Consider the following 24,130-nt stretch of genomic DNA (forward strand, 5'->3'; position numbering starts at 1 on the left):
CATACTGCAATGTGCAAACGACAAATCCTGCTTAGGGTTCAATTTCCGCAAAAAAGAAAGTGCGTGTGTCCTTTTCAACAGCATATCCCAATCCGCTGATAACGCAGCGGTCGCATCTGGCATCAAGAGCGTCGCCAACTAAAGTTGAAGCAAAGCACCTATCCTCAAGGAGCGATTGAAGCCAAGCCGCTTGCAAAGAAAGTGGCTAGCAAAATTCCACGACAGCCTTTGGGTTAGCGGTAGGAATCTTCTTCGACGAAGCTCTAACAGAATGCAAAGTGGAGCTGACGTTGCCCCCAGTTTCTATCCAGTTTTGAGATCGTTTCCGGCGTGGGTTGTGCCCTGCTGGGCGGGTGAAGCGACGGGCGCTGGCGCGGAGCCTTTGGCATAGCGCAGCGCGAGCGACCGTCGCAGATTGAAGATTGAAGGTGGTGACGAACTGCGTGGCACAAGGATTCGCGGACCGCGCCTAACGCGGCGACTTCAACACACCAGACGAGAGGCAAGGTACGCCAAAAGGCTTCATCTCCCGTTTGATGTTCGCCGTTTCAGCGGGGCTTGCGTGAGGTGTAATCATCACTTGGTCGATGAACGTCTTCGCCTCGATGTCGATATAGACACCCTCTCTCAATGCCTGCTTGTCCAGCCAAAGGAGTCTCACCTCGTCTTCGAACTTGAAGGCACGCCGCTTGTGCAACAGCATGGTCGCGGCCATCCGGGTAACTTCTTTCTTCGATCCTTCTGCGACCGACTGCGCCAGACGAACAAGAGTTCTCTCGCCACGATATTGGACGCGGCCTAGAAAAGCGGAGCCGGCGCTGTTCTTGAGGAGGCCTTTTGCCGCGTTCACCATAGCGTCCACCCGACAGCGGATTCGAACAATAGGAGTTTCCTTGTCGGGACCAAAGCCTGCCATTCGCCAACGCGGTTCGTCATGTGCACCTGTGGTCCAACACGAGCCGTACGGTTGAAACCCCGACAGGGGACCGGGGCGATTGAACAGACCATCGCACCACCACCGCTCATAGGGGTGCTGCCAACATCGGACGGGCGAGAGCCGCAGTTTGTTAGTTTCGAAAATCAGCTTGGCGTAACGCCATTCGAGCATATGGTAGAGGAATGGTTTTGTGAGTGCGGGGTCCTTCATCACTTTCCGGCCGTCTGCGCCGCGCTCGACGAGTGACCAAGAGATGGGATGCTTCTGGTCGATGATCATAACAGTTTCCCAAGAGCCAGCTCGGCACTGTAGTCAGCTGTGAACTCTCTGTCATTTGGGCATCACGCGTCTAAACTCAGGCCATTCAGACCTAGCGGGCGCGCGGCAGGCGGTATGGTCTGGCGGTATGGTCTTGCGTTATTCCGGCCAGCCGCCTAGAATATCCCTATGATTGATCTAGCAACCCATGCGTTTGAGCTGCTAACGGCGCTACTTGGATTGGCAACAGCAAGCCTTATAAATACCTAAAAAATCGATATCTGTCTTTTTAATACAAACGAAAACGCCCTCGCCAGATCATAGATCGTGAAGGACATTGGCACAAAGGACTGGAAAGACCTTTGCGAGACTTCTGGCACAAGCCAAGATGAATGGCCGACAGTCAAATCTCAGACCCAGAGTTTACCCGGACGGTAGCGGCGGGGCAACCGGTGCCTCAGCCACCTCAACTGACCGCTCAATGACCGCCTTTGAGATCACGAGGCGGTTGGCTCTACGTCTGATATTAGGCGCATTGCCGCCCGGCAGCCTATGGGCCGAAAGCTGTCAGTCCGCTATAACAACGGAAGTTGGACGCGTGCTTGGGACCTACCCAGGTCAGAGAAGAAATTGCCCGCAACCTATACCCAGGCATATCTCAGGTCGTGTCTCCAGAGAATGTTGGTCAGGCCAAGACGTAGTGCATGAGCGGCAGCCAAAGCCAAAGCTCCAAAATGTGGAACTCTGGCATTCAAAACGATCCACTCGACATCTCCGCCGGTACAAACGCCGATGCGTGAGACGTCATTGTTTTCGTCCTGTCCGATCAGTTCAGTGACCACAGCGATGTACCTTTGAGGAACGACGGTGCCCGAATGGAGCTCCTTTGCTGCATGTACCAACCTGCTGGCTTCAACACCGTAGCGGACATTCGCGGCGGCTCGCAGAGAGTCCAATCCCGAGGAGCCTGGATTGCGACGCTTCCATGCCTCCCAGCCGCCCCGTGAAACCGCGACCGGGACCACCGGTTTGAGAGGCGTACCGTATGAGAGCGCCTCGCCGACATGATCGTTCCAGGTGTCCAAACTTTCCAACAGCGGTTCGTCCTTCAGCGCGGCTCTGACTCGGCGGTATTCTGCTGGCGAAAGCCGCGGAACGGTCAAAGCCACGTGCTTCACACGTTCGAAGCGAAGATGGTGGAGCCTCGGCCGCCGAGCTCCGAAGAACGCGCTCTTGGCACCGATAGGTGTTGCAGGCTTTACGAAGGTACGCCCTTCCCACTCGAACACGATGTCGGTCTGAGCTTCCTTCGCCGCCGCCGGACCATGCTCGCCTCTTACGAACTCGGTCATATGTCGATCGGCAAGCTTGTTCCAAGCCGACCTCAGGGCTTCGAATTCCGAAAATGGGCGTTCCTCGCGGATCAGCACGTAGTCTATCGGCCACAGAGCGAAGGTGTCGAACCCGTCTCCATGAAGATAGCACCCCGCGACCACAACCCCGTCGATTTCATCGGTGTCGTTCCGCGCCCGCCTCACGACGTGATCCAAAAGCTCCTCGTGAGTGAGCGCGTTGAAGCCGTTGTTGATGACGAAAAGGACCGTAGTGGCGCCTCCGCCGATTTCTCTGCGACTCTGCTTCAGTTGTCCTCTTGCCGACCTCACGACACCCTTGATCGGCCCTTGCATGATTGACGCGTACGCGTGCCGATCGTTGAACTCGATTATTGTCGGATCGATCACCACCACCGGGCGATCCGGTTGGAGCGCTCCGAACAGGGAACCGATCTTCGCCTGGGTTTCGGGCTTTTCGAGCCGTTCGTCCTCGAGCAGCTTGAGTTCGATTATTGATTGCCCAAGGAGGTAATCCGAGTTTCTGGTATCTTTCCGATCCGAATCTTCGTGTGCTCGTCCACCGCCGGCCTGAGTGATAACGAAATCGATATCCCGATCCTCGGACAATGGCCGAATTCTTGAACGTTCCAGCATTTGTCCGTCCTCGACGTATGGCATCTAACTTTCGTCGAATTTGCTTGGCGCTAAGTTCCCACGGCTGCTGAAAAGGTTTCTAATCTTTTGGCTTGCGAGGCGGTGCAAGGTGGCTACGCAGGGCCATATGGTCCACATCATGTTCCCCGACATCGTCGGCATTTCGTACTATGATCTCCCGCTTGAGAATGGTCAGCTCGGAAAGAGGGTCCGGTGCCCCCGCTCCATCGAAAATCGCGGGCATTAGCAGGTAAGCTTTGAAATGCTCATATGATCTCAGGAACCTTTGTAGGTTCACATCATCATCGGGTTGCATCGTCCTCATGCGTGACGCGATAATAACCGTGTCCTGCTTCTTGAAATCTTCCTTATCGGGGTTGGCAGTTATCATCACTGTATAGTGGCACGGAGGCTGCGATGGTAGATTTCTGATGATGGAAATTCTGATCGCTTCGTCTTTGTCTTCTTCGCCCACACGTTCCCGCCAACGTTCGAATATGCTTATGGCAGCGGCTCTGTTCTCGAACAGCAAAGCCATGGCGGGCGGAACCCGTGGGTCAAACTGTATATAGGCAGTGCCTCTCCACGTTGCCTCATCCCAGGAATGGATGTCGATCACGGATTTGATCCCCATCTTACGATGATCGGTGATCTTGGGTGGCCCCTCTCGGACGGGCCTCTCATGGGAGGATTCTGTTTCTTCCTCTTGGTGAAAATCTATGCGTGGGAGCGACGGTCTTTCACCTGCGGAATAAGAGCGATGCCCGTCTCGCTTCCAGTTTTTAAGCGATCCTATGTGCTCGTTCAGCACGCGGTGATAACTGTTCGGGCTTACAGCAACCATTGTGGCGCGGTTCATGATCGCCTCACCCACGAACAATTGCTCGATGAAGTCTTTTGGCCGCTGGATCAAGAAAGCGGTGGCAAGAATTCTGGAAGCTACCACGGCAAGCAAATCCTGAACGACGCGCTGATTGTCGAAGCTGGTCAGCGACAAACCCAATGGCCAATGCAACTTGCTCTTCATCGTCATCGGGTCAAATATGAAAACAGGCGCGGCGCCATCTTCAGTGAATTGTAGAGTGATTTCCACTATCTCGGTGTGTGGAACTAGATCCGCATCGAGTGCGGTCGCGAAAAACGCCTCCAACGCTCCAACCAATGTCTGTGCAAGAAGCGAACTCGCTTCATTCCCCAAAGTAGCAACGTCGATCCGCATTCCCATGATTGACGTGGATATTGTTTCCGGCTTGTCCCCATTCAGGACAAGGACGCCAGCGATAGAATCTGCCACTGGCTGACTCATGAGGATCGAAAACATCCGATCAATATCCTCATCACTTTCCTCGGGAGGAAGGCTGCCATCTAATCGCAACAGTTCACGGTGACCCAATGCGAAAAGCAAAGCCGACCTAGCCAACATGAGCCCTAGGGCTTCAAGTACATCAGGAAGAGCTTCCAGCTTTTCCAACTGTTCGTCGTCGAGGTTCAAAAGCTGGCAAGCGAACGCGTACTCTAACTCGCGAATTTCGTTGTAGAGCGCTTTTTTGGATTCATCGGTTAGCGGAATAGAACGGAGAGACCCGTTCAATAATCTGATGGCGTTCAAGAAATCCGGAACGCACCGAAGTTCGAGCGCAATCCACGCGAACATCTTCATCGTTGGGATAAAGGCAACCGGAATCTCACTCTCTTCCTCGCCCTCTATCACAAGGGAAGCAGCGAGGAAAATACAGCTGGCCCGTGCAGCCCACAGCATGCCCGCACTACGGTAGGCAAGTGTCAGAAGGCGCAGAGCCTCGATCAAACTGTCCGCGTATTCTTTCTTGGTGAGCTGAATCGCTGCTTTACCTGCGAGCCTTATGATCTCGAAGGGCTTCGTAAGATCGAGCTTGCTGGCGCGAGCAAGGAGGATCAGAGCACCTTCTCCCTCGCTTTTCCTTTCCGATACAAAAGCGGCAACGTCCTCAACTAGCTGACCGTAAGACGGGTCAGAAACGGCAATCATTCCCGTAACGCCGACTAATTTGATGAAGCGCTCGGCATCGAATTCACCCAACCCGCGCGCATCAACCAGAACTTCCGAAAACGACTTCCATATCTCCGACAGCGCTTCGCGATTTGAATTAAGCAGTTCAATATTCATCTTCAAAAGAAGAAGGGAAATCTGCGATTCCAACCTGTTGTTCGGTCGATTCCGATCAGCCGCCATGTCTTCCAAGGCGGCAATGAGCGCGTTCGTTCTTTCATCGAATTTTACATCCTCTCGCGTCAGATGACCGTGGATGACAGCGCTGCAAAACGCTTGCATGAGGTTGCAGAGGAATTCGACATTCTTCGCTGAATCCGCCTTCAGAGCGAAATCTGCCAGATCGTCATATGATTCATTGGCGAGAGCGAGGTCGTCATACCACCAGATAGCGGTCCACAAATATTCGTATCGGGCTTCGAGTTGCTGTCTGAATGTGCCTCCATCTTTCGCGAACCGGATCGCGCGAAGGAATCTGCCGTCTGTATCTGTACGAGCCCGTTCCAATCCACGGGAAAGTTTGGCGGCGATAAGTGCTTCAGACGCCCGCTGAACCTCCAGACCAGTGAATGCCTCAGGGTTGCTCAGCGCGGCTTCCGCGTCTTCAAGCTGTTGGGTTCTCGAATAGTCCGCCGGACCTAGCCGAAGCCGGTCGGTGATTTCCTGTCCGACCCCGAGGTAATTGAAGGCAATATCTTTCCGGTCGTTCTCTATGATTTCCTTGGCAATCCATGAACGATCTTGGATCGTGACTGAAACACCACCTGTGTCGAGAAGCTCATCTTCGAGGCGCGCGCGGTCTTTCGATCTTGCCGGACGGCTCGTTACGCAGATGATACGGTCATATTTCCGGCCCGTATCTATGATGCCCTTTACGTCCTTGCGCACTTTATCTGCCCAGGTCTTCTTAGCACTGAAGGCAAATGCCCAGCGTTCACCGGCTGCTTTCAAGTCGCCGATGTAGGTCTGGCTTATCTCGTCGCTGACGGGATAAGTCTCGCTATCGACCTTGCTGTCACCGCCGCCTTCAGGACCGGTTTGAGGGCGAAGGTTGGGGCAAATTGCGCGCTCGCAAAGTTTTCGGCAGAAAAGCTCGAAGCCTTGCGTTTGGTTGCGGTCGGTTATGGTGTCGAGGTGGAAGCTCAGCGTTGGCCCATCGAGCACATACGCTGACCTGTCACTTGTGTCGGAATAATACTCCGGACGCAGCTGCCGCATGAACTGCGAAGGCGACATCCCCAATTGCATGGAATCATCGGCGACTTCGCTGGGCTTTGATTTCATTTCCATCCTTAACAAATAGATGGGAAGTCCGCCAATTGTCATCCTATCGAGTAAACATCAGTCACTTTCGATGTGGACAAGCCCATGCGTCCATCCCTCAATTTTTCTGTGTCGATGAAGACCCGTGTCGTCATTTCCAGTTGTCTGCCTAGAGGAAGGTTTAAGGCCAGCTCCAACGCCAGGGATGAGGCGCAAACTCGCCCATGGCATTGACCACCAGCGATGTCCGTCGCTTCTGGAGGACGGCAGGGGCCGGCGGAATGACCGGGATTAGGCGCAGAGCCGGCATTGGTTCGGGGCAGATCAGCTCGTCTATTGTGCCCTATGTTTCGGCTTGTCGCCGGCAAAATGCTTCAATGCATTTGCCCGCCTAGAAAGGTGCCCCCTCGGACTCACTGGTCGCTGCGGACCCTGAAATTGGCTGCCGCCGCGATTTCTCTGCCTTGTCGACGACAGGGAGCCCTTCCTTTCTGGCCTTGGCAAACGCTCGATCGCTCTCCAGGAACTCCGCCAGCATGAACGGGATGAGTTCCGCTACCGATTCGGACTCGCCATAGGTCTGACGATAAAGCGCTGCATAGTCCTTCAGTGCTTGGTTCAGGTCTGCACTTACGCTTATGGTGATCTTCGAAGGAGTCCGGTCCGGAAGTTTGGCGAGTTTCAGATTGGTCATGATGACTCCAGTCAATTCGGGTACGGCCGCAGCACAAGATCCTTGCGCACGATGACGCGCAGTGGCCAACCGGGCCGGACAGTGATGGTGGGTTGGATATTGAGATTCTTCTCGGTGATGCGCTGGCCAGCTTGACTGACGTTCTGCTGAGCGGATTCGCGGATTGCTTTGACGAGGTCGCTTTCGTCTTCCCCGAGGCTCAGCTCGGTGCCGACCCCTAGCAACGTGGCCAGCGCAACGCCTTTGATCAGCTGCCAGGTGTGGAAATCCACCTTGTCCTCAAGCCCCGCATAGCCGGCAGTGTCTGTTGCCGGCAGATTGTCGATTTCGATCGAAGAGCCGTCGGGCAGCAGTATCCGTTGCCAGACCAGCAGCGCGCGCCTTTGTCCAAAGGCCACGACGCTGTCATAGGCGCCAATCAGGCGAGAGCCTTGCGGAATGAGCAAGGTACTGCCGGTGACTGTGTCGTGCACATTCTCGGTGACCTGCGCGACGACGAGGCCGGGCAAGTCGGAATTGATGCCAGTGATCAGGCTCGCTGCGATGACGCTGCCGGCCATCAGCTGATACGGCGAAGCCGGCGTCTGCAGTGCATGCAGATTATAGATTCCACTTGTGTTCCGCTGGCTGACAAAATCGAGCTTGCGCTCTTGATTGTTTTGGTCGCCCTCGGCCGGTGCTACGGAAGCTGAATCGCGTGCGGCATCGGATTGTGGAGCCGTTGCCTCAAAGGGTGGACGCCCGCCCTGCCCGTTGCCGGCGGCATCCGCTTGCCGGGGTCGATTTTCGATCCGGAAGAAGACTTGCGATTCGCGCGCCTCGATCGCCTGCTGTGCAAGGCGCTGCTCCTCCGCCGAAACCTCCTGGCCCGGCGCGATGCCCAGCTGGCGTTGGTGCTCAAGGATGGGGCGGCCGAGGTCGCCGGGCAGCGGTGGTCCAAGCACCGGAGGCTTGGGCTTGATCCCGGAATAGTCCTTAGGCAACCTTTCAATTGCCTCCGCGGTTGGCTTCCGCTCAGTGTTGTAAAGCTCTTCAGCCTGCCCTTTGATGCGCAGCGCCGGTCCCTGCAGCGCCATCATGGTGACGCCTAGAACGGTGCCGGAACCAACAGCTGCAATGGCGACAATAATGCCGCGCTTGAAGCGCACAGCGCGGCGAGGCGAGGCCCGCAGCTGCAGCTGTTCAGGATCGAGTTTCGGTGGAGCATCGGAGCGGGAAGTATCCGTCATGGGCCGTCCCTCACCTGCTGGAACGCGAAAAGAGCAATATCCCCCGCGGCGCTTGCCTGCCGTCGGTCCTCGTAATGCGCACCACCTGCTGCTGCTTGGCGCCGAGGCGCAGTTCGGCCGCGGCGAAGAGGCGATCGACGATGTAATAGTTGCCCCGTATGCGGTAGTTGACGAGCTGGTTGTCCCCGTCAGCACCGACGATGAAGAGCGGCGGGGCCTCGCCCTGATCGATGCGGCGCGGGAACTCGATGTAGACCTTGCTGCCATCATCGAACGCGCGCGTCGGCCTCCAGGGCGGCATGTCTCCAGTAATCGAATAGCGGAAGCGAATATTTTCGAGAGCCACATTCGACGCCACTGGCATAGCAGCCTCGGCCTGCGCATTGCGCCGGCGTAGCGCGATGATCTGGTCCTCGCTGTAGGTCCAGGAGATTGCCGCCATGGCGGTCTTATCCGTGCTTTGAAGCTGCAGGTGATAGCTTCGCCGGTCCGTGGTGATCACCAGATTGGTGGCAAGTCCTGGCGCGAAGGGCTTCACCAGCACATGGGTGCGCTGATCATCGCCGGAGCCACTGACGGTGTCGCCAATTACCCAGCGCACTGTATCGCCGGCCGACACGGATTGGAGTTTCTCGCCTGACTGCAGAGCGATATCGCTGACGCGCTCCGGTGCTGCATAGAGCTGGTAGAGCGCGCCTTCGGCAAAGGGGTAAACCTGCACCGCATTCACATAGCCATATTTGGAGGGTTGCTGCGTCGCCGCCTTGTTGGCATCGGCGACACGTTCTTCAGGCGAGCGCCTGTCTTCAGCAGCCTTGCCCGGCTCGGGCTGCAACTGGCCGGGCAGCGGCAGCGGTTTCGGCACTTCCACGACCTTGACGGGCTTCTCCGGCGCCTTCTCGATTGCCGCTGGTTGGAACTTGGCAGCATCATAGGAAATCTGCGGCGGCGGCACCGGCTTCGAGGCACAGGCGGAGATGACCGCAGCCAACGCCGAGAGGATTAGCGCAGTGCGGAGCGACGAGAGTCTATTTATCATTGGCGGGCTCCTTTGGGGGAACGGAAGTCTGCGCGGCACTGTCGAGCTCGCGCGACCAGTCGATGGCATTGATGAAGACGCCGAGCGGGTTTTTGCGCAGCTGATCGGTATTGTTCGGCGGCCGGATCACAATGGTGAGGATCCCGGTCCAACGCGTTGTGCTGGCGAGGCTGCCGCGCTCAAAGACCTGCTCGGTCCATTTGACTTGAAAGGAGCTGTCGGACGCTCGAACCACGCTCGTCACCTGCACCGAGACGCTGCGCGTGCCGATCTTGCCGAACGGGTCGTTGGCCTTAGCGTACTCGTTGAGAAAGAGGGCTCCACGGTCGGTGGCAAAGTCGTAGGCCGAGAGCCAATTCTGCCGCACCAGGACCGCATCGGTGGAAACAGAGCGGACATTCTGGATGAAGCGGCCGAGATGCCAGGCGATCTGGGCATCGGTGGGCTCGTAGTCCCGGATTGCTGGGGCGACGGCGCGCGCCTCGCCGAAACGATCTACCTCGACGACATAGGGCACGACGCGGCCCTGCATCGACTGCCACAAGAGTCCACCAGAGAGCCCGGTGGCCAGAGCGAGGCAGCCGAAGGCCATCAGGCGCCAGTTCCTTGCCTGCACGCGCGCTGTGCCGATGCGCTCGTCCCAAAGTTGGGCGGCCTTCTGGTATGGTGTGACGGGGTGGGGCGTCTTCCCGTAGCGTTGAACAGGTCGCTTGAAGAGCATCTAGTCTTCCTTGTCATTGAGAGAGGGGTTGGCGCCGCTTCCACCCCGATCGCCATCACGGACGGCGTGCGTGGCGGCGTGGCGATGGGCGCGCGCGGTCTGTTCGGAACGCAAGCGCCTCGCCCACGCCGGCGCGGCATTGGCACCTGACGCGGCAGGGTTTCCGGTCATTGATGCGGTCGGCTTGCCGCCCGCCGCGGTCCAGGCGGCATCGCGGCCGGCATCGGCGCTGCGCCGGAATGGTTCTGTTGCAGATCGCATTCCCCGCATCGCGGCGCCGCCAGCTGCGTCGGCAACGCCTTGCAGTCCAGCAGCTACGCCGGAGAGGCCGGACTCGGGCGATGTTGCACGCCCCATCTGCCAGGCCGTGGAAGCAGCCGATCCCATGGCCGTGCCGGCTCGAACGGCGGCGAGACCGCCGCCGGTTGCCATGCGCGCGCCGGCAAGCGCCGCACCTCCGGCAACGAGCGTTGATCCGGCTGCCGCCGCGGTGGTTCCGAGTGCGGCTCCCGCGCCAAGCTGCGGCGCGCCCGAGACAAGACCCGAGGCAATTCCCGGCCCGAAAATGCCGAGCCCAAGCAGCGCCAACGCGCCCAGTACCTGTGACATGGCCGCGGCCAAGTCCGGCTCCTTGCCTTGCAGCGCGGAAGCGAACTCGCCGAAGAGCGTGGAGCCGATGCCGACGATGACAGCAAGCACCATCACCTTAATGCCCGACGAGATCACATTGCCGAGCACGCGCTCGGCCAGAAACGCCGAACGGTTCCAGAGCGCGAAAGGCACCAGAACAAAACCGGCCAATGTGGTGAGTTTGAACTCCAGGATGGTGATGAAGAGCTGAATTGAAAGAATGAAGAAGGCGATGAGGACCAGGAACCAGGCGAGAAGCAGCACGAAGATGGTCAGCGCGTTGCCAAAGATCTCGGGGAAGCCGACTAGCTGGCTCGCTTGATTGAGCAGCGGCCAGGCGCCCTCGAAGCCGGCCGCGGCAATGCGGCCTGGCCGCAGGAGACTGTCGGCGGACAGATTGCCGGCCGATGCGTTGATGCCGAGCCCGGCAAAGGAATGGTAGATGATGTCGGCGAGGTTCTTAAAATTGTTCAGGATGAAGGCGAAGGCGCCGACATAGAGCACTTTTCGGACAAGCCGGCCAAGAACATTGGGCTCGCCGCCGAACGCCCAGACCAGGCCTGCCAGCGTGATGTCGATGCCGATCAGGATGGTGGTGAGAAAGGCGACGTCGCCCGAAAGCAGACCGAACCCGCTATCAATATAGCGGGTAAAAGTCTCCATGAAGCGATCAATGACGCCGAGGTCGTTCATGTCGCCGCCTTCCTCGTTGTCTTGAAGAACTGCTGATCAGTTGCCGGGATAGGCCGTTCCGGTGCCCAGGAAACGCTTCGTCGTCTCGCGGGCGGCTTCCTCGGACTGCGCCTTGCGGGCAGCATCTTCGGCTTCAGCCCGGAACTGGGTCGCGAGCAGCGTCTGGATCTGAATCTGCTGCTTGGTCGAAAGCGCGATCAGCTGATTGGTGGCCTGGCTTGCCTCAAGGGCACCTGCCGCGCCCTGACTGCGGTTGACGAGATCGGTAAGCAGGTCGCCGTCGGCCCGCACGTTCTCCACGATCTGCGACTGCGCGCTCATGGTTTGGCGGAACGCCTGCATGGCGTTTTGCCAGCGCTCGCGCGCGGCGCTCGCCACATCGCTGACCTTGATTGTGGCGTCGTAGCTTTCCGGATATTGCTCACGCCACTGGTTCTGAAGCTTGTCGAGATCGAAGCTCAGGCCGCTGGCCTGGGTCATCAGGCCGTCGATCCGTTGGAGCGAACCTGTGAGCTGCCCGACGGAAGAAAAATCCAGGCGCTGAAGGTTGCGCGCCATGTTCTGCAGCATCGTCGCCTGGTTCTGAAGCGACTGGATCTGGTTGTTTATCTGCTCCAGGGAACGTGCCGCTGTCAGCACGTTCTGCGCATAATTCGACGGATCGAACACGATTAGGGCGTGGGCCGGCTGGACGTAGTCGGCCATCGGTTTTGCGATTAGGGAAACGGTGATCAGGCTGGTGAGAAGGCGGCGCCGCATCATGACGATTGCTCCTTGTCTGGTTGAGGGAATTGCTGGAGAAGCTCGGCAGCCCAATCGAGGCCGCGCGCACCCAGGAACCGGGAGGCAAAGCTGTCCTGTCCGTGCTCCGACAGGACCCTGTCAATCAGGGTCTGCGTGGCCGGGTCGGAGGCTCCGCAAAGCGCAAGCGTGATCGGGCCGAGCCCGAGCTCGAAGAGCCGGTTGCCGCGGCGCGACTGCAGATAGTATTGCCTCTTCGGCGTCGCCCGGGCGACCAGTTCTATCTGCCGCTCGTTCAGACCAAATCGCTCATAGGCCACCCGCGCCTGCGGTTCCACGGCACGGTCATTGGGAAGAAAAATGCGCTGTGGGCAACTCTCGATGATCGCCGGCGCGATGGAAGAGCCAGCGATGTCGGCAAGCGACTGCGTGGCGAAGATCACCGACACGTTCCTCTTTCGCAGCACCTTCAGCCATTCGCGGATGCGGGCGGAAAAGAGCGGGTTGTCGAGATAAACCCAAGCCTCGTCGAGCATAAGCAGAGTCGGCCGTCCGTCGAACCGCTCCTCGAGACGATGGAAGAGATAGGTGAGCACCGGCAGCACAGCGCCTTGGCTGTGCATCAGCTCTTCGGTCTCGAAACACTGCACATCCGACAAAGCCAGCCGATCTTCATCGGCATCGAGCAGCCGGCCGAAGGGACCGTCGAGCGTGTAGGGCATCAACGCGGCCTTGAGCCCATTGGACTGAAGCAGAACCGACAGGCCCGTCAGCGTGCGTTCCTGCGCCGGCGCGGTGGCAAGGCTGGTGAGTGCCGACCAGATTGCCTCCTTCACCTCCGGCGTGACGGTGACATTCTCATGGGCGATGAGGCCGGCGATCCATTCGGCTGCCCAGGTGCGGACAGCCCGGTCGTTGACATTGCGCAGCGGTTGGAAGGCAAGCGCACCGTCCGCACCAAGCCCATGGTGCTCTCCACCCATGGCGAGTGTCGCCGCGCGAGCCGAGTTGCCCTTGTCGAAGACATAAACCTGTGCGCCGGCATAGCGGCGGAACTGCAGAGCGACGAGGGCAAGCAGAACCGACTTGCCGGCACCAGTTGGACCAACGATCAGCATGTGACCGACATCGTCGACATGGGTTGAAAGCCGAAACGGGGTCGACCCGCTGGTCTCGGCAACAAGAAGCGACGGTGCTTCGATCCGGGTGACTTTCGCGAGATGCTCGTTTGTCGCCGGACCGGCCCAAACCGACGATAGCGGCATGAGATGGGCAAGGTTCAATGTATGAATGAGCGGCTGGCGAACGTTGGCATAGACATGGCCGGGCAACGAGCCGAGCCACGCCTCGACCGCATTGACGCTTTCACGGATTGTGGTGAAGCCGAGTCCGTTGACGATGCGCTCGACCGCGCGAAGTTTCTCCGCGGCGGCTTGGCGATCCTCGTCCCACACCGTCACGGTAGTGGTGAGATAGCCGAAGCCGACATGATCGCCGCCCAACGCCTGAAGTGCTTCGTCGGCATCAAGCGCCTTGTTGTCGGCATCGCTGTCGACGAGCGGGACCGGTTCGTTGGTCACAACCTCGCGGAGGATCGCGACGATCGATTTGCGCTTGGCAAACCACTGCCGCCGCGACCGGGTCAGTGTCTTTGTGGCTTCCGTCTTGTCGAGCGGGATGAAGCGCGTCATCCAGCGATAGGCGAAATCCTGGTGATTGAGCGCATCAAGGATTCCTGGCCGGGTGACGTTCGGAAAGCCGAGAACGGTGAGCGTGCGCAGATGCTGATCGCCCAGCATCGGCTCTAGGCCGCCGGTCAGCGGCGCGTCAACCAGGACGCCGTCGAGATACATCGGGGTTTCCGGCACGGCGACCGGAAGACGGCAGGTCGAGATCGTGCCGTGCAGGTAAGTCAGCGTCTCGGCATCATCGAGCGCGCGCACCTCGGGCATGAAGCCCGAAAGAAGATCGAGAACGCGGTCGGTCTCGTCTCGAAACCGGGCAAGCTCCTGGCGCCAGTTTCTTTCCCCTCTCGAGTGATGGGAGTCGACGAGAGCGCGTTCCGCGCGCGCTTGGCCATCGGGCGCAGGCATGAAGACCAACGTCAGATGATAGACGCTCTCGAAATGCGCGACCTTGCCCTCGAAGGCGGCGCGCCGCTCCTCATCGACCAGCCATGAGGCGGCGTCGGGAAACCTCGAACTCGGATAGCCAAGCGCTTCGATCCGCTCAGCCTCGAAGAACAATGCCCAACCGGAGCCGAGGCGTCTGAGCGCATTGTTTGCTCGCGCGCAAATGCCGATGAGCTCAGCTTCCGTCGCACTTTCAAGGTCGGGGCCACGAAACCGCAACGTCCGCTGGAAGCTGCCGTCCTTGTTGAGCACGATGCCAGGCGCAACGAGTGCTGCCCAAGGCAGATGGTCGGCAAGCCGGTCGGCTTTGCCGCGATACTCCGAAAGCCTCAGCATGCAAGCCAGCCCTTCTGCCGTAGATGGCGGACAAGCACGCTGGCAAAGTCCGGGTCGCGTCTTGCCGCAAAGACCGCGAGTGTGTGTCCTGCGACCCAAAGCACCAGACCGGCGATCCACTGCTGCAGGCCTAGGCCGATGGCCGCCGCCACCGTGCCATTGAGGATCGCCACCGCCCGCGGCGCACCGCCGAGCAGGATGGGTTCGGTCAGTGCCCGGTGGACGGGCACCTCGAAGCCCTCGATGTGCTGCTCTCCGGTGCTCATCAGACGAGTGCTCCACCGCCAAAGGAGAAGAAGGAGAGGAAGAAGCTCGATGCCGCGAAGGCGATCGACAGGCCGAAGACGATCTGGATCAGCCGGCGGAATCCGCCCGCCGTGTCGCCGAAGGCAAGGGTAAGGCCGGTGGTGATGATGATGATCACCGCGACGATCTTGGCGACCGGCCCCTGCACCGACTCCAGGATCTGTTGCAGCGGCTGTTCCCAGGGCATGCCGGAGCCGGCCGCATACGCCGGTGCGGTGAGAACAAACGCGAGCGCGGCGGACGAAAGAAAGCGAATCTTCTTGCGCATGAAGTGACCTCTCAAAACTGCTGGAGTTGCGGAAGCGTGAGTTGGGTGAGGGCGTAGTCGCCGCCGCCATCGAGACCAGTGACCTCGGCGATCGCGTCGATGCGACGCGAGGATCCGCGTCCGGCGATAAAGACGATCAGATCTATCGCCTCGGCGATGAGGCGGCGAGGCACGGTGACGACGGCCTCTTGGGCGAGCTGCTCGATGCGATAGAGGGCCGAGCGCGCTGAGTTGGCGTGTACCGTGGCGATGCCGCCAGGATGCCCGGTGTTCCATGCCTTCAGCATGTCGAGGGCTTCAGCACCTCTCACTTCGCCGACGATGATACGGTCGGGTCTAAGTCGCAATGTCGAGCGCACGAGGTCGGCAAGCGTGACCGAGCCCCGCCTCGTCCTCAAGGCAACGCAGTCCTTCGCCGCGCATTGCAGCTCGCGCGTGTCCTCGATCAGGATCACCCGCTCGTCGCACTCAGCGACTTCCGCCAGCAGCGCATTGGCAAGCGTGGTCTTGCCCGACGATGTGCCGCCGGCGACCAGGATGTTGCGCCGCTCGCGGACTGCCTTCTTCAGAGCGTCGGCCTGAAGTGGCAGCATGATGCGGTCGGCGACATAGTTGGCCAGCGTGTAGAGTTTTGCTGCCGGCTTGCGAATGGCGAAACACGGGGCCAGAACGACAGGCGGCAGCAATCCCTCGAAGCGCTCGCCTGACGGCAGTTCGGCACTGACGATCGGATTGCCGGCATGGGCCTCGGCGCGCACGTGGGAGGCAACCAGCCGGATGATGCGCTCGGCCTCGGAAGGGTGCATGTGCACGCCGGTTTCGACCCGGCCTTCGCCCAACCGGTCGAGCCTCAGCGCGCCATCGGGATTGACCATCACCTCGATGACGGTCGGATCGGCGAGCGCCTCGGTGATCGCCGGCCCCATGGCGGTGCGCAGCATGGCGCGGCGGCGGTGGTCGGCCTCTGGATGAAAACTCATCCTTCCCCTCCCCCGTCGTTCTTGTTGCCAAGCGCACCCTTCCCGGAAGCAATCTGGCGCCCGACCTGCTCGACGAACTTGTCGAAGCGCTCCTGGGCAATCGCCTGGGTTGCCTTGTCGGGAATTGGCGTGTGCGCATGAAGCGTGATCGAAAAGCGGATAAAGAGCGCCAGGCTCTCCAGGATCATCTCGACATCGCGCCTGACATGGCCGAGGTCGCGGGAAAGACGGTCGAGCCTCACACCGTAGCGCTGATCGAGCTCGTTCTCACCGCGCCGCTCGATGAAGGCCTCGACCGCCTTTGCCACGATCGCGGATTTGGTGGTCGAGGGATCACGACTGAGTTTATCCAGCCTCTTGCTCAACTCGAGTTCGAGCAGAAACTGGTGGCGAATGCGGTGGGGCTTCATGAAGCTCGTTCCAACTGACCGACGCTGATGCGCCAGCGGCAGGAACAAGCATCGGCCAGACACCCCAAATTGCTTATGGCCGTTATCTACGCTGAGATGCGCTCTGCCTTTGAGCGCCGTTCAGAAGCCGGGAATGATGTCCTTGTCGTCGCCCATTCCCTCGTTGAGGCCGTACGCACGTGCTGCGATGGAAATCCGGTCCATCACGCGTTGGTCGGCAGCCGCCTCGCTATCATCGTCAGCAGGCTTGAGCAAATCCTCCTGATCAGGCTCTTGGGCAAGGAGGGGATGGTCTTCGGGCAGACCTGGATGACGCTGCTGCTGGAGACCGCCGTCCTCTTCGATTGCTGCGCCGGTACTGTCGCCCTCGGCAGCAAGACGGCGGTCAACGCCGCGCACCTGTCCGACCCAATCGTCCGGGCGTGACGCAGGGGAGTCCGCGTAGGGACCCTCGCGTAGCGCCGGCGAAGGCAGCACCCGTTCGGTGAAATTCTGATCCTGGTAATAGCGCAGTTTCTTCGCGCGGATCGGCGGCAACCCCGAAACCAGTATCAATTCGTCTTCCTGCGGCAGCTGCATCACCTCGCCCGGCGTCAGCAACGGCCGTGCGGTTTCCTGGCGGCTCACCATGACGTGCGAAAGCCAGGGCGCCAGCCGATGGCCGGCATAGTTGCGCATGGATCTGAGCTCCGTCGCCGTACCGAGCGCGTCCGAGATACGCTTGGCCGTGCGCTCGTCATTGGAGGAAAAGGCAATCCGCACATGGCAATTGTCGAGAATGGCGTTGTTCTCGCCATAGGCCTTGGAGATTTGGTTCAACGATTGCGCGATCAGATAAGCGCGGATGCCGTAGCCTGCCATGAAGGCGAGCGCAGTCTCGAAGAAGTCGAGCCGACCGAGCGCCGGGAATTCATCCAGCATCATCAGGAGCTGATGCTTGCGGCTCTTCTTTGCATCGCCCTCCAGCCGCTCGGTCAGCCGCCGGCCGATTTGATTGAGCACCAATCGCACCAGTGGCTTGGTGCGCGAGATATCCGACGGCGGCACGACCAGATAGAGCGACATCGGTCGCTCGGCATCCACAAGGTCGGCAATGCGCCAGTCGCAGGCCGATGTTGCCGCGGCCACGGTTGGATCACGATAGAGCCCGAGAAACGACATGGCGGTCGAGAGAACGCCTGAACGCTCGTTCTCTGATTTGTTCAGCACCTCACGGGCCGCCGACGCCACAACGGGATGGGCCTCAGGCTTGTCCGCCGCGCCGAGGTGGTTGGTCATCATCATCTGCTGCAGTGTCGCGACAAATGAGCGTTGTGGGTTCGACAGGAAGGTGGCGACGCGGGCAAGCGTCTTTTCCTCTTCGGCGTAGAGCACGTGCAAGATGGCGCCAACTAGGAGTGAATGACTGGTCTTCTCCCAATGGTTCCGCCGCTCCAGCGCGCCTTCCGGATCGACGAGAATGTCTGCGATGTTCTGAACGTCGCGGACCTCATCTGGACCTTTGCGCACTTCCAGCAGCGGGTTGTACCGCGCCGATCTCGGATCGGTGGGATTGAACAAAAGGGAGTACGAGAACTTCGACCGCCAGCCGGAGGTCAGCTGCCAGTTCTCGCCTTTGATGTCGTGAATGACGGCCGAGCCGGTCCAGGAAAGAAGGGTTGGAACAACGAGTCCGACGCCCTTGCCCGAACGTGTCGGCGCAAAGGCCATGACGTGTTCCGGTCCGTCATGGCGGAGATAGCGATCCTTCAGTTCGCCAAGCAAAACGCCGGCCGGCTGAAACAGCCCTGCCTTCTCGATCTCCCGAGTCGCGGCCCACCGTGAGGAACCATAGGTGGTGACCAATCCGCGCTGCCGCGCGCGCCAGAGGGAGCCAGCTATCGCGGCGGCACAGCCTAGGAACCCACTGGCTCCAGCAAGCATGCCGGCCTTGTCGAAAACCTCAGGCGCATAGGCGTCGAATTGAAACCACCATTCGAACAGTTTCCACGGCTTGTAGACCGGCCAGGCCGCCGCGACAAACCATGGCGCGCCGAGTGGCGGCTGATAGGAGAGCATGTGGGCGCACCATTGGGTTGCAGTCCACACGCCAAGAATGACAATTGCGAATACGACAGCGATCTGCCCAATCAGCAACTTCGTGGGTGTCAATGGCTTGCTCCGCTCTTCTGGGCAGACGGACCAAACATCGCGCGGAGCGATGAGAATTCGAACGGCCTCTACGTGCGACTAGGTGCGATGACAAGGTTGATAGGTATTGTTCAGCTGCGAACAGCGAAAATCCGCCGCAGCAACCTATCGGCGTGCCAGGTACGCGGTTTGGTTGCAGAAATGTTGGCATCTGCGCGGGGCACATTGAAGAAGGCTGTGTGTGGTGAGGAAGGCGCATCCGGGCCACGATGATGCCAAGCGTCAGGGGACTGGCACCCGGTGCTTGATGCCGTCCGGCGTCGGGGACAGGCCATCTGGCAGGCCTTGCCGCTAGCCGAGCAGCGCCGCGTGGTGCGTCATCTTCGTGCGCTGTGGGATGTGCATCGCTTCCGCATCGCGCCACAGATCGCGGCCGTGCTCGATCGCCGCGTTGCCGAGGGCAGGCTTGCCTATCGCGCCGCATCGATTGTCGGCGCCGAACAGGCAGACGGATGCATTCGCGTGCGGCAGCGGCTGCGTGGCCAACGCAGCCTCGTTGTCGATGCTTTCGACAGTGTGATCGTGACGACCGGACCGGCGCACGCCGATGTCTTGCGGACCAACACAGCGATTGCGGCGCTCGAGCGGATGGGATTGGTCCGGCTCGACCCGATTGGTCTTGGTTTGGAGACCGACAGTCAAGGCCGTGCGGTCGGCACATCCGGGCGCCCGACCGACAGCATTTTCGTCAGCGGGCCACTGGCGCGCGGCAGCGTTGGCGAATTGATGGGAATTCCCGAAGTCACCGCGCATGCCGAGCGCATCGCCGCTGAAATCGACGAATGGCTTGGATATCAAACGGCGTTGCGCCACAAGGTGTCATGAAGCTGCAAACACGATAAGGCTATCCAGATGACACTGACCGAACGCGTTCCCCCAGTGGAAACCCGGATTCCCCTGAAATTTGCGATGCGACACTTGGCCGGAGCTGTCTCCGTGGTGACCGCAGGTGTTGGCGACGAACGGACGGGCGCAACCGTTACTACCGCCCATTCCCTATCGGTCGAACCAGAGGTGATGGTTGTGAGCATCAACCTGAACTCGTCTACCTGGGCAGCCATCAGCCGGCATGGGCATTTCTGCGTGAATGTGCTGCGTGCCGACCAGATGGCGATTGCCGACCGTTTCGCCGGACGCGGTGACCTGAGGGGGGCGGCGCGTTACGAGGGAGCCCGCTGGTCTAGCCTTACAAGCGGCGCATTGGCACTCGACAGCGCGCTCGCCGCGGTCGACTGTACGGTCGAGGACACGATTATTCGCCACAGCCACGCGCTGATCCTCGGCAGCGTCCGGCAGGTGGTGAGCGGAGAGCCAGGCCCGGCGCTGATCTATCATCACGGCGCATACGGATCATCGTGAGCTTGTTGGGTTCGGCTCCTTTCCAAACAGCTTGATTAAGCTAAACCGCGCGAAGCGATGTAAAGCGCCATCAGCCTGGCACTGGGCCACGGCGCCCCATCGCGCGAAGGGCAAGGTCGAAACCTTCGTCCACCGAGTTCACGATCCGGCCACTCAGTTCGTATCCAGGCAGACATCGGGATGGCGGGACAGGAGGCAGGGCAATGCCGTCGTGCATGACCTCGAGGCGACCATCGGGGTAGTCGCAGACGACGACCTTTTTGCGGGCAAGTCGCCTCGCGGTATCGGTCGGATCGAGAATGAACAGCACCTTGTCGTAGCGCAGTGTCAGGGCCTGAGACAGCGTGCGGACCTCCTTGCGGCACATGGCGCCGACCAGATTCTCGTGATCGGGGCGGCGCATGTCCTTCGGGTTGCGTGGTTCTTTGCGAAAACGTGCGTTAAAGTCCGCCATGAATGCCGGCGCAAAGGCGTTGGCCGCCTCGATGGTGTTGATGCCGCGAAGGCGCAGTTCCTTCATAAGCCGGTCCTGCAGCGTCTGATGGGCGCTTAACACGACCTTTTGCCTGTGGGGAGTTGGCGCAGATGATGTGGATGTTGAGCTCGTAGAGAGCCCGGCCGAACTGCGTCAGGCCACTGCTTCTATCCTTCTCCGAACATGTGTCGTCCGGAAGACGCCATGCTTGTCCCTGTAGAAAGAAAGCGGCTTGCCCCAGCGCCTTGCGGCATGAAAATAGTCGCACGTGTTCTCCGACCCCGCAAAGCGCAGATGCAGCAGCTTGCCGGTCGCGTCGTCTATGAAGACGAGCATGGCGCATTTGGGGCCACGATTCTCGAACCACCAGTGATGCGAGCCGTCGATCTGCACCATCTCGCCGAGACAGTCGCGCCGTCCGCGCAGCTGGTGCACGCGGCGCTTGCGTTCACGGCCCGATGTCCAGATCCCGGCCTCCGTCATCCATTTGCGCAGCGTCTCTGCTGACGGCGATTTGATGCCGCTCGATCACTCTTCGTGGGCAAGCGTTGGACCGAAGTCGACATAGTGTTCGCGGATCAGCTCCAAAGCGAAGTCGCGAATGCCATTGATGATGCGGGTGTCAGAGTCGGAAACGACAGCACATCGCGATGCCGTTGGGGGGGCGTCCACCGCATCGAGTAGGGCTGAGCATGAGGGGGAAGGCGGATAGCCGAAGCGTGACAGTGCGATGACCCGAAAGCCCTCGCCAACAGGGCGGCCGTAGGAGCACCGGCATACCGTCAGGCGCGATGCGGACCGACAGCCCCCCGGCGAAGGGCGCTGATTGATCGATCGAATTTGAATTCGGATCGTTTTATCAGCTGACATAATCCAAATCGAATTCCTCACGATGTTTCAGCACACGCCTGGATTTTTCTGCATTTGGCTCCGGCGAAGACCCCGGTGGTGCGGTGTAAGCGCGCCTCCGGCATCTTGGACTTGTTTTCATTAGCCATCCAGGACTGCTGCATTGCCGCAGCGATGGTTCCAACCTGCTAGGCGTCGCCAAACCGCGCATCATGGGTTGGATGCCGGATCCCCGTGGGCGACGTTGCCGGATCCAAACCAACCATGGCCGCGACCAGAGTTGCCACGTCGGAATGGCCAAGCACCTTGCCGTCGCCGGACTTGATGGTTTCGCCGACATTGCCCGGCCCGGCGAACAGTCATTGATCAGCCCTTGTCGGTGGTGCCCAGTACGCTGGCTGAAACCGATCACGATCAGGAAAAGTCGATACTTGAACAACAGGATCGAGCAGGACCATCGGCGCATTCAATCGCCGTGTGCGGCCGATGCTGGCCTTCAAGTCGCCGGCCACCGCCAGCATCATCCTGTCCGGGATCGAAATGCTTCACATGATGCGCAAGCGACAGGCAAGTACGCATTCAATCCAAATCCCTCCCTGGCCGAGCAGTTCGCCATGCTGGCGGCATGACAGCGGCCGGTTCGACCACCTTCATGACGCAGAAAAAACTTTGGGACCGAGCAGGGAGATTTTGCAGAGAGACAGGAAGCAGAGAGCGGTTGCTCATGGCATACTCATGCAATCGGTCAATCCCATTCCGGCGTCCACGGCACCTTGTTCTTGTCCACGCACCTGAAGTTCGTGCATGTGAGAGCGTCGATCCGCTTCATGTCGACGCTAGATAGAACGAAATCCATGACGTCGAAGTTCGACCGCATGTTTTCCGGCTTGGTTGACATTGTATTGACGGCGACGCCTTTCTGCAGAATCCATCTCAACACCACCTGCGCAGCCGACTTTCCGTAGGCTATGCCGATCTGGCCAAATTGCGGATATTTGAAAACCTCCCCCCTCGCGACCGAAGAGAACGAAGCCAGCGGAACGCCCGTCTGAAAGGACATGTCGAGCAGAATTGACTGATCGAGAAGCGGGTGGAATTCAACCTGGTTGATCGCGATTTCGCCATTGGTGAATGATTGCGCGTCCCGCATCATTGAGGCCGTGAAATTAGAGACGCCGATCTCGGTCGCGATTCCCTTACGCTTCGCGTCCCGAAGTAGGGCGAGAGACTTGCGATTGTCCCCGGACGGATCCGGCCAATGAAGGAGCAGAAGGGCGACCTTCGACACGCCAAGAGCGTTCAGACTCGCCTCCACCGATTTCAGGAACTGTTCCTCGGTGTAGTTCTCGGGATGCACTTTCGTGGTGATGAGAAGGTCGTCTGTCGAGACGTTAGCCTGGCGGATGGCCGCGCCCAAGTCGGCCTCGTTTCCGTACAGTTGAGCTGTGTCGAATGATCGATAGCCGACCTCGTACGCAGCGGCAAATGCCTTCTCCAAATCCTCGCCCTTGAGCGGATATGTTCCAAACGAACGTTCATGTCCCGGCCGAAAGCAGATCGACATTTTCCTTTCCTTTCCCAGGCGCCGTAGCGAACCGTGTGCACATTGAGCTGCTATAGATGGATGCCGTCCCCAAACCACGGCGCGATCGATCGACTGGATCACCTTCCTCTCTGCCACGGCCATTCTCCGACTGACGTCCTTTCATAATGCAGTGGTCAACCTCCGTTGTGGATGGAGCCGACGTCAATCATGCGATCCAGCGAACGGATGAAGCTCCAAAGCTAGCCACATGCAATCCGTATCCGCGTAATACTGATGCCATGGGTAGAGAAACCCGCCAATACTATCGCTTGTGCAATCGAAGAATGGCTGGGCGAAGCCCGGAGCCATCAGGATTTCTTCGGTCAGTGTTTCCCGCTGCTGCGTCTGAAACTTCTGCATCCGTCCCACTCCCATGATCTGCACATGGGTCTCGATGAATGGATGGAGATTGTGGATCAGGCAGTCCGTCGCTTCCGGAGCAAACCAAAGATTGGCTTTCGCGGCAAAAGTCATGCCGTCGGTCTCCGGGTTCCCGGCAAGCATTGCCGCTGCACCGCTCAGACGAATTTCAATAAGGTCGTCCTGCGATGAGCGGTAGAGCGGCAGTCCGAGAATTTCCGCGGTCGGGTCGGTGATCGTCTCCGCATATCGCGGCCACCCTAGAGTGCTCGCCCTGGCGCCTACTGTCTCGAGAACACGGATCACAATCATTGCCTGTGCGTTCTCGATGACCGCGTCGATGAGCGTGGTCGATGAAAATGGCTTGATTGTTTGCCGAGGCTTACCAGCGATCTCAACGACGGTATCACCGATGTTGAAGACGATATTGCGCCCGTGAAGTGCGAATGACGAAGCGCCCTCAATCAGTTCGGCGTCAACCACAGCGTTGGAGAAATTGAGATCTCGCCGGTTGTTACGCCTAGCCATGAGCTTCCTCTCTTGCCATCGTCGCCCGGTCCGGTCCGTCCGACAGGGACATGGTGGTGTTCGTGGGAGGGCGTGGATCGCAGCGAAATCCAAAGATCGGTGCGCGCCACGCCGCTGACATCTGGTGCCC

At 59.5% G+C, this 24,130-nt stretch carries 20 protein-coding genes and 2 pseudogenes; 4 read left to right on the forward strand and 18 right to left on the reverse strand.

Annotation, left to right across the window (positions count from 1 at the left end; translation table 11 throughout):
• The first annotated feature begins 4 nt into the window (after positions 1-4).
• Positions 5-142, forward strand: a complete 138-nt coding sequence (locus NKJ32_RS26905; RefSeq protein ID WP_352829431.1) for a PAN domain-containing protein — start codon at positions 5-7, stop codon at positions 140-142.
• A 327-nt stretch (positions 143-469) separates the two neighbouring features.
• On the opposite strand, the gene NKJ32_RS26910 is transcribed toward NKJ32_RS26905, so the two are convergent.
• From NKJ32_RS26910 to NKJ32_RS26980, 15 genes are all read right to left on the reverse strand, one after another.
• On the reverse strand, positions 470-1,216 hold the full coding sequence (locus NKJ32_RS26910; RefSeq protein WP_352829409.1) for a hypothetical protein: 747 nt from the start codon (positions 1,214-1,216) through the stop codon (positions 470-472).
• Between the two features lie 620 nt (positions 1,217-1,836).
• A complete protein-coding gene (locus NKJ32_RS26915; protein WP_352829410.1) occupies positions 1,837-3,207 on the reverse strand; it encodes a beta/alpha barrel domain-containing protein in 1,371 nt (456 codons plus the stop codon).
• A 55-nt stretch (positions 3,208-3,262) separates the two neighbouring features.
• Positions 3,263-6,496: a hypothetical protein gene (locus NKJ32_RS26920; RefSeq protein ID WP_352829412.1), complete on the reverse strand. Its 3,234-nt coding sequence runs from the start codon at positions 6,494-6,496 to the stop codon at positions 3,263-3,265.
• A gap of 370 nt (positions 6,497-6,866) precedes the next feature.
• A complete protein-coding gene (locus NKJ32_RS26925; protein WP_352829413.1) occupies positions 6,867-7,169 on the reverse strand; it encodes a DUF2274 domain-containing protein in 303 nt (100 codons plus the stop codon).
• An 11-nt stretch (positions 7,170-7,180) separates the two neighbouring features.
• Complete coding sequence (locus NKJ32_RS26930; protein WP_352829433.1) at positions 7,181-8,398, reverse strand: TraB/TrbI/VirB10 family type IV secretion system protein; 1,218 nt, start codon at positions 8,396-8,398, stop codon at positions 7,181-7,183.
• Positions 8,399-8,408: 10 nt separating this feature from the next.
• Positions 8,409-9,437: a P-type conjugative transfer protein TrbG gene (gene trbG, locus NKJ32_RS26935; RefSeq protein ID WP_352829415.1), complete on the reverse strand. Its 1,029-nt coding sequence runs from the start codon at positions 9,435-9,437 to the stop codon at positions 8,409-8,411.
• The gene (gene trbF, locus NKJ32_RS26940) at positions 9,427-10,158 is read right to left on the reverse strand and encodes a conjugal transfer protein TrbF (protein ID WP_031212913.1); all 732 of its coding nucleotides are present in this window, start codon (positions 10,156-10,158) and stop codon (positions 9,427-9,429) included. Before trbF ends, trbG begins: the two co-directional genes overlap by 11 nt.
• A complete protein-coding gene (gene trbL, locus NKJ32_RS26945) occupies positions 10,159-11,481 on the reverse strand; it encodes a P-type conjugative transfer protein TrbL (RefSeq protein ID WP_352824651.1) in 1,323 nt (440 codons plus the stop codon).
• 36 nt (positions 11,482-11,517) lie between these two features.
• Positions 11,518-12,243, reverse strand: coding sequence for a P-type conjugative transfer protein TrbJ (gene trbJ, locus NKJ32_RS26950; protein ID WP_352824648.1), 726 nt, complete (start codon positions 12,241-12,243; stop codon positions 11,518-11,520).
• On the reverse strand, positions 12,240-14,690 hold the full coding sequence (gene trbE / locus NKJ32_RS26955) for a conjugal transfer protein TrbE (RefSeq protein WP_352824645.1): 2,451 nt from the start codon (positions 14,688-14,690) through the stop codon (positions 12,240-12,242). Before trbE ends, trbJ begins: the two co-directional genes overlap by 4 nt.
• Positions 14,684-14,956: a VirB3 family type IV secretion system protein gene (locus tag NKJ32_RS26960; protein WP_352824642.1), complete on the reverse strand. Its 273-nt coding sequence runs from the start codon at positions 14,954-14,956 to the stop codon at positions 14,684-14,686. Before NKJ32_RS26960 ends, trbE begins: the two co-directional genes overlap by 7 nt.
• Positions 14,956-15,264 carry a TrbC/VirB2 family type IV secretion system protein gene (locus NKJ32_RS26965; protein ID WP_352824639.1) on the reverse strand — a complete coding sequence of 103 codons (309 nt, stop codon included), beginning with the start codon at positions 15,262-15,264 and terminating at the stop codon, positions 14,956-14,958. The genes NKJ32_RS26960 and NKJ32_RS26965 overlap by 1 nt, the downstream gene beginning before the upstream one ends.
• A gap of 11 nt (positions 15,265-15,275) precedes the next feature.
• Positions 15,276-16,244, reverse strand: a complete 969-nt coding sequence (gene trbB, locus NKJ32_RS26970) for a P-type conjugative transfer ATPase TrbB (RefSeq protein WP_352824636.1) — start codon at positions 16,242-16,244, stop codon at positions 15,276-15,278.
• Positions 16,241-16,654 (reverse strand): CopG family transcriptional regulator, encoded by a 414-nt coding sequence (locus tag NKJ32_RS26975; RefSeq protein WP_352824635.1) that lies wholly within the window; start codon positions 16,652-16,654, stop codon positions 16,241-16,243. The genes trbB and NKJ32_RS26975 overlap by 4 nt, the downstream gene beginning before the upstream one ends.
• Positions 16,655-16,774: 120 nt before the next feature.
• Complete coding sequence (locus NKJ32_RS26980) at positions 16,775-18,805, reverse strand: conjugal transfer protein TraG (protein WP_352824633.1); 2,031 nt, start codon at positions 18,803-18,805, stop codon at positions 16,775-16,777.
• A 279-nt stretch (positions 18,806-19,084) separates the two neighbouring features.
• Between NKJ32_RS26980 and NKJ32_RS26985 the strand changes: the two genes are divergently transcribed.
• Together NKJ32_RS26985 and NKJ32_RS26990 are read left to right on the forward strand one after the other, a co-directional pair.
• On the forward strand, positions 19,085-19,669 hold the full coding sequence (locus tag NKJ32_RS26985) for an FAD/NAD(P)-binding protein (RefSeq protein ID WP_352622100.1): 585 nt from the start codon (positions 19,085-19,087) through the stop codon (positions 19,667-19,669).
• Positions 19,670-19,696: 27 nt separating this feature from the next.
• Positions 19,697-20,203 carry a flavin reductase family protein gene (locus tag NKJ32_RS26990; RefSeq protein WP_352578191.1) on the forward strand — a complete coding sequence of 169 codons (507 nt, stop codon included), beginning with the start codon at positions 19,697-19,699 and terminating at the stop codon, positions 20,201-20,203.
• 193 nt (positions 20,204-20,396) lie between these two features.
• Here NKJ32_RS26990 and NKJ32_RS26995 read toward each other — a convergent pair.
• Positions 20,397-21,278 (reverse strand): annotated as a pseudogene (locus NKJ32_RS26995) (ISNCY family transposase); the annotation flags it as partial.
• Between the two features lie 650 nt (positions 21,279-21,928).
• On the opposite strand from NKJ32_RS26995, the pseudogene NKJ32_RS27000 reads away from it, so the two are divergent.
• Positions 21,929-22,156 (forward strand): annotated as a pseudogene (locus NKJ32_RS27000) (DDE-type integrase/transposase/recombinase); the annotation flags it as partial.
• Between the two features lie 116 nt (positions 22,157-22,272).
• On the opposite strand, the gene NKJ32_RS27005 reads toward NKJ32_RS27000, so the two are convergent.
• Together NKJ32_RS27005 and NKJ32_RS27010 are read right to left on the reverse strand one after the other, a co-directional pair.
• Positions 22,273-23,091, reverse strand: a complete 819-nt coding sequence (locus tag NKJ32_RS27005) for an aldo/keto reductase (RefSeq protein WP_352829418.1) — start codon at positions 23,089-23,091, stop codon at positions 22,273-22,275.
• Positions 23,092-23,274: 183 nt separating this feature from the next.
• Positions 23,275-24,000, reverse strand: coding sequence for a hypothetical protein (locus NKJ32_RS27010; RefSeq protein ID WP_352829420.1), 726 nt, complete (start codon positions 23,998-24,000; stop codon positions 23,275-23,277).
• Positions 24,001-24,130: the final 130 nt, after the last annotated feature.

The sequence above is a fragment of the Mesorhizobium sp. M0159 genome (assembly GCF_040322295.1).
Taxonomy (GTDB): Bacteria; Pseudomonadota; Alphaproteobacteria; order Rhizobiales; family Rhizobiaceae; genus Mesorhizobium.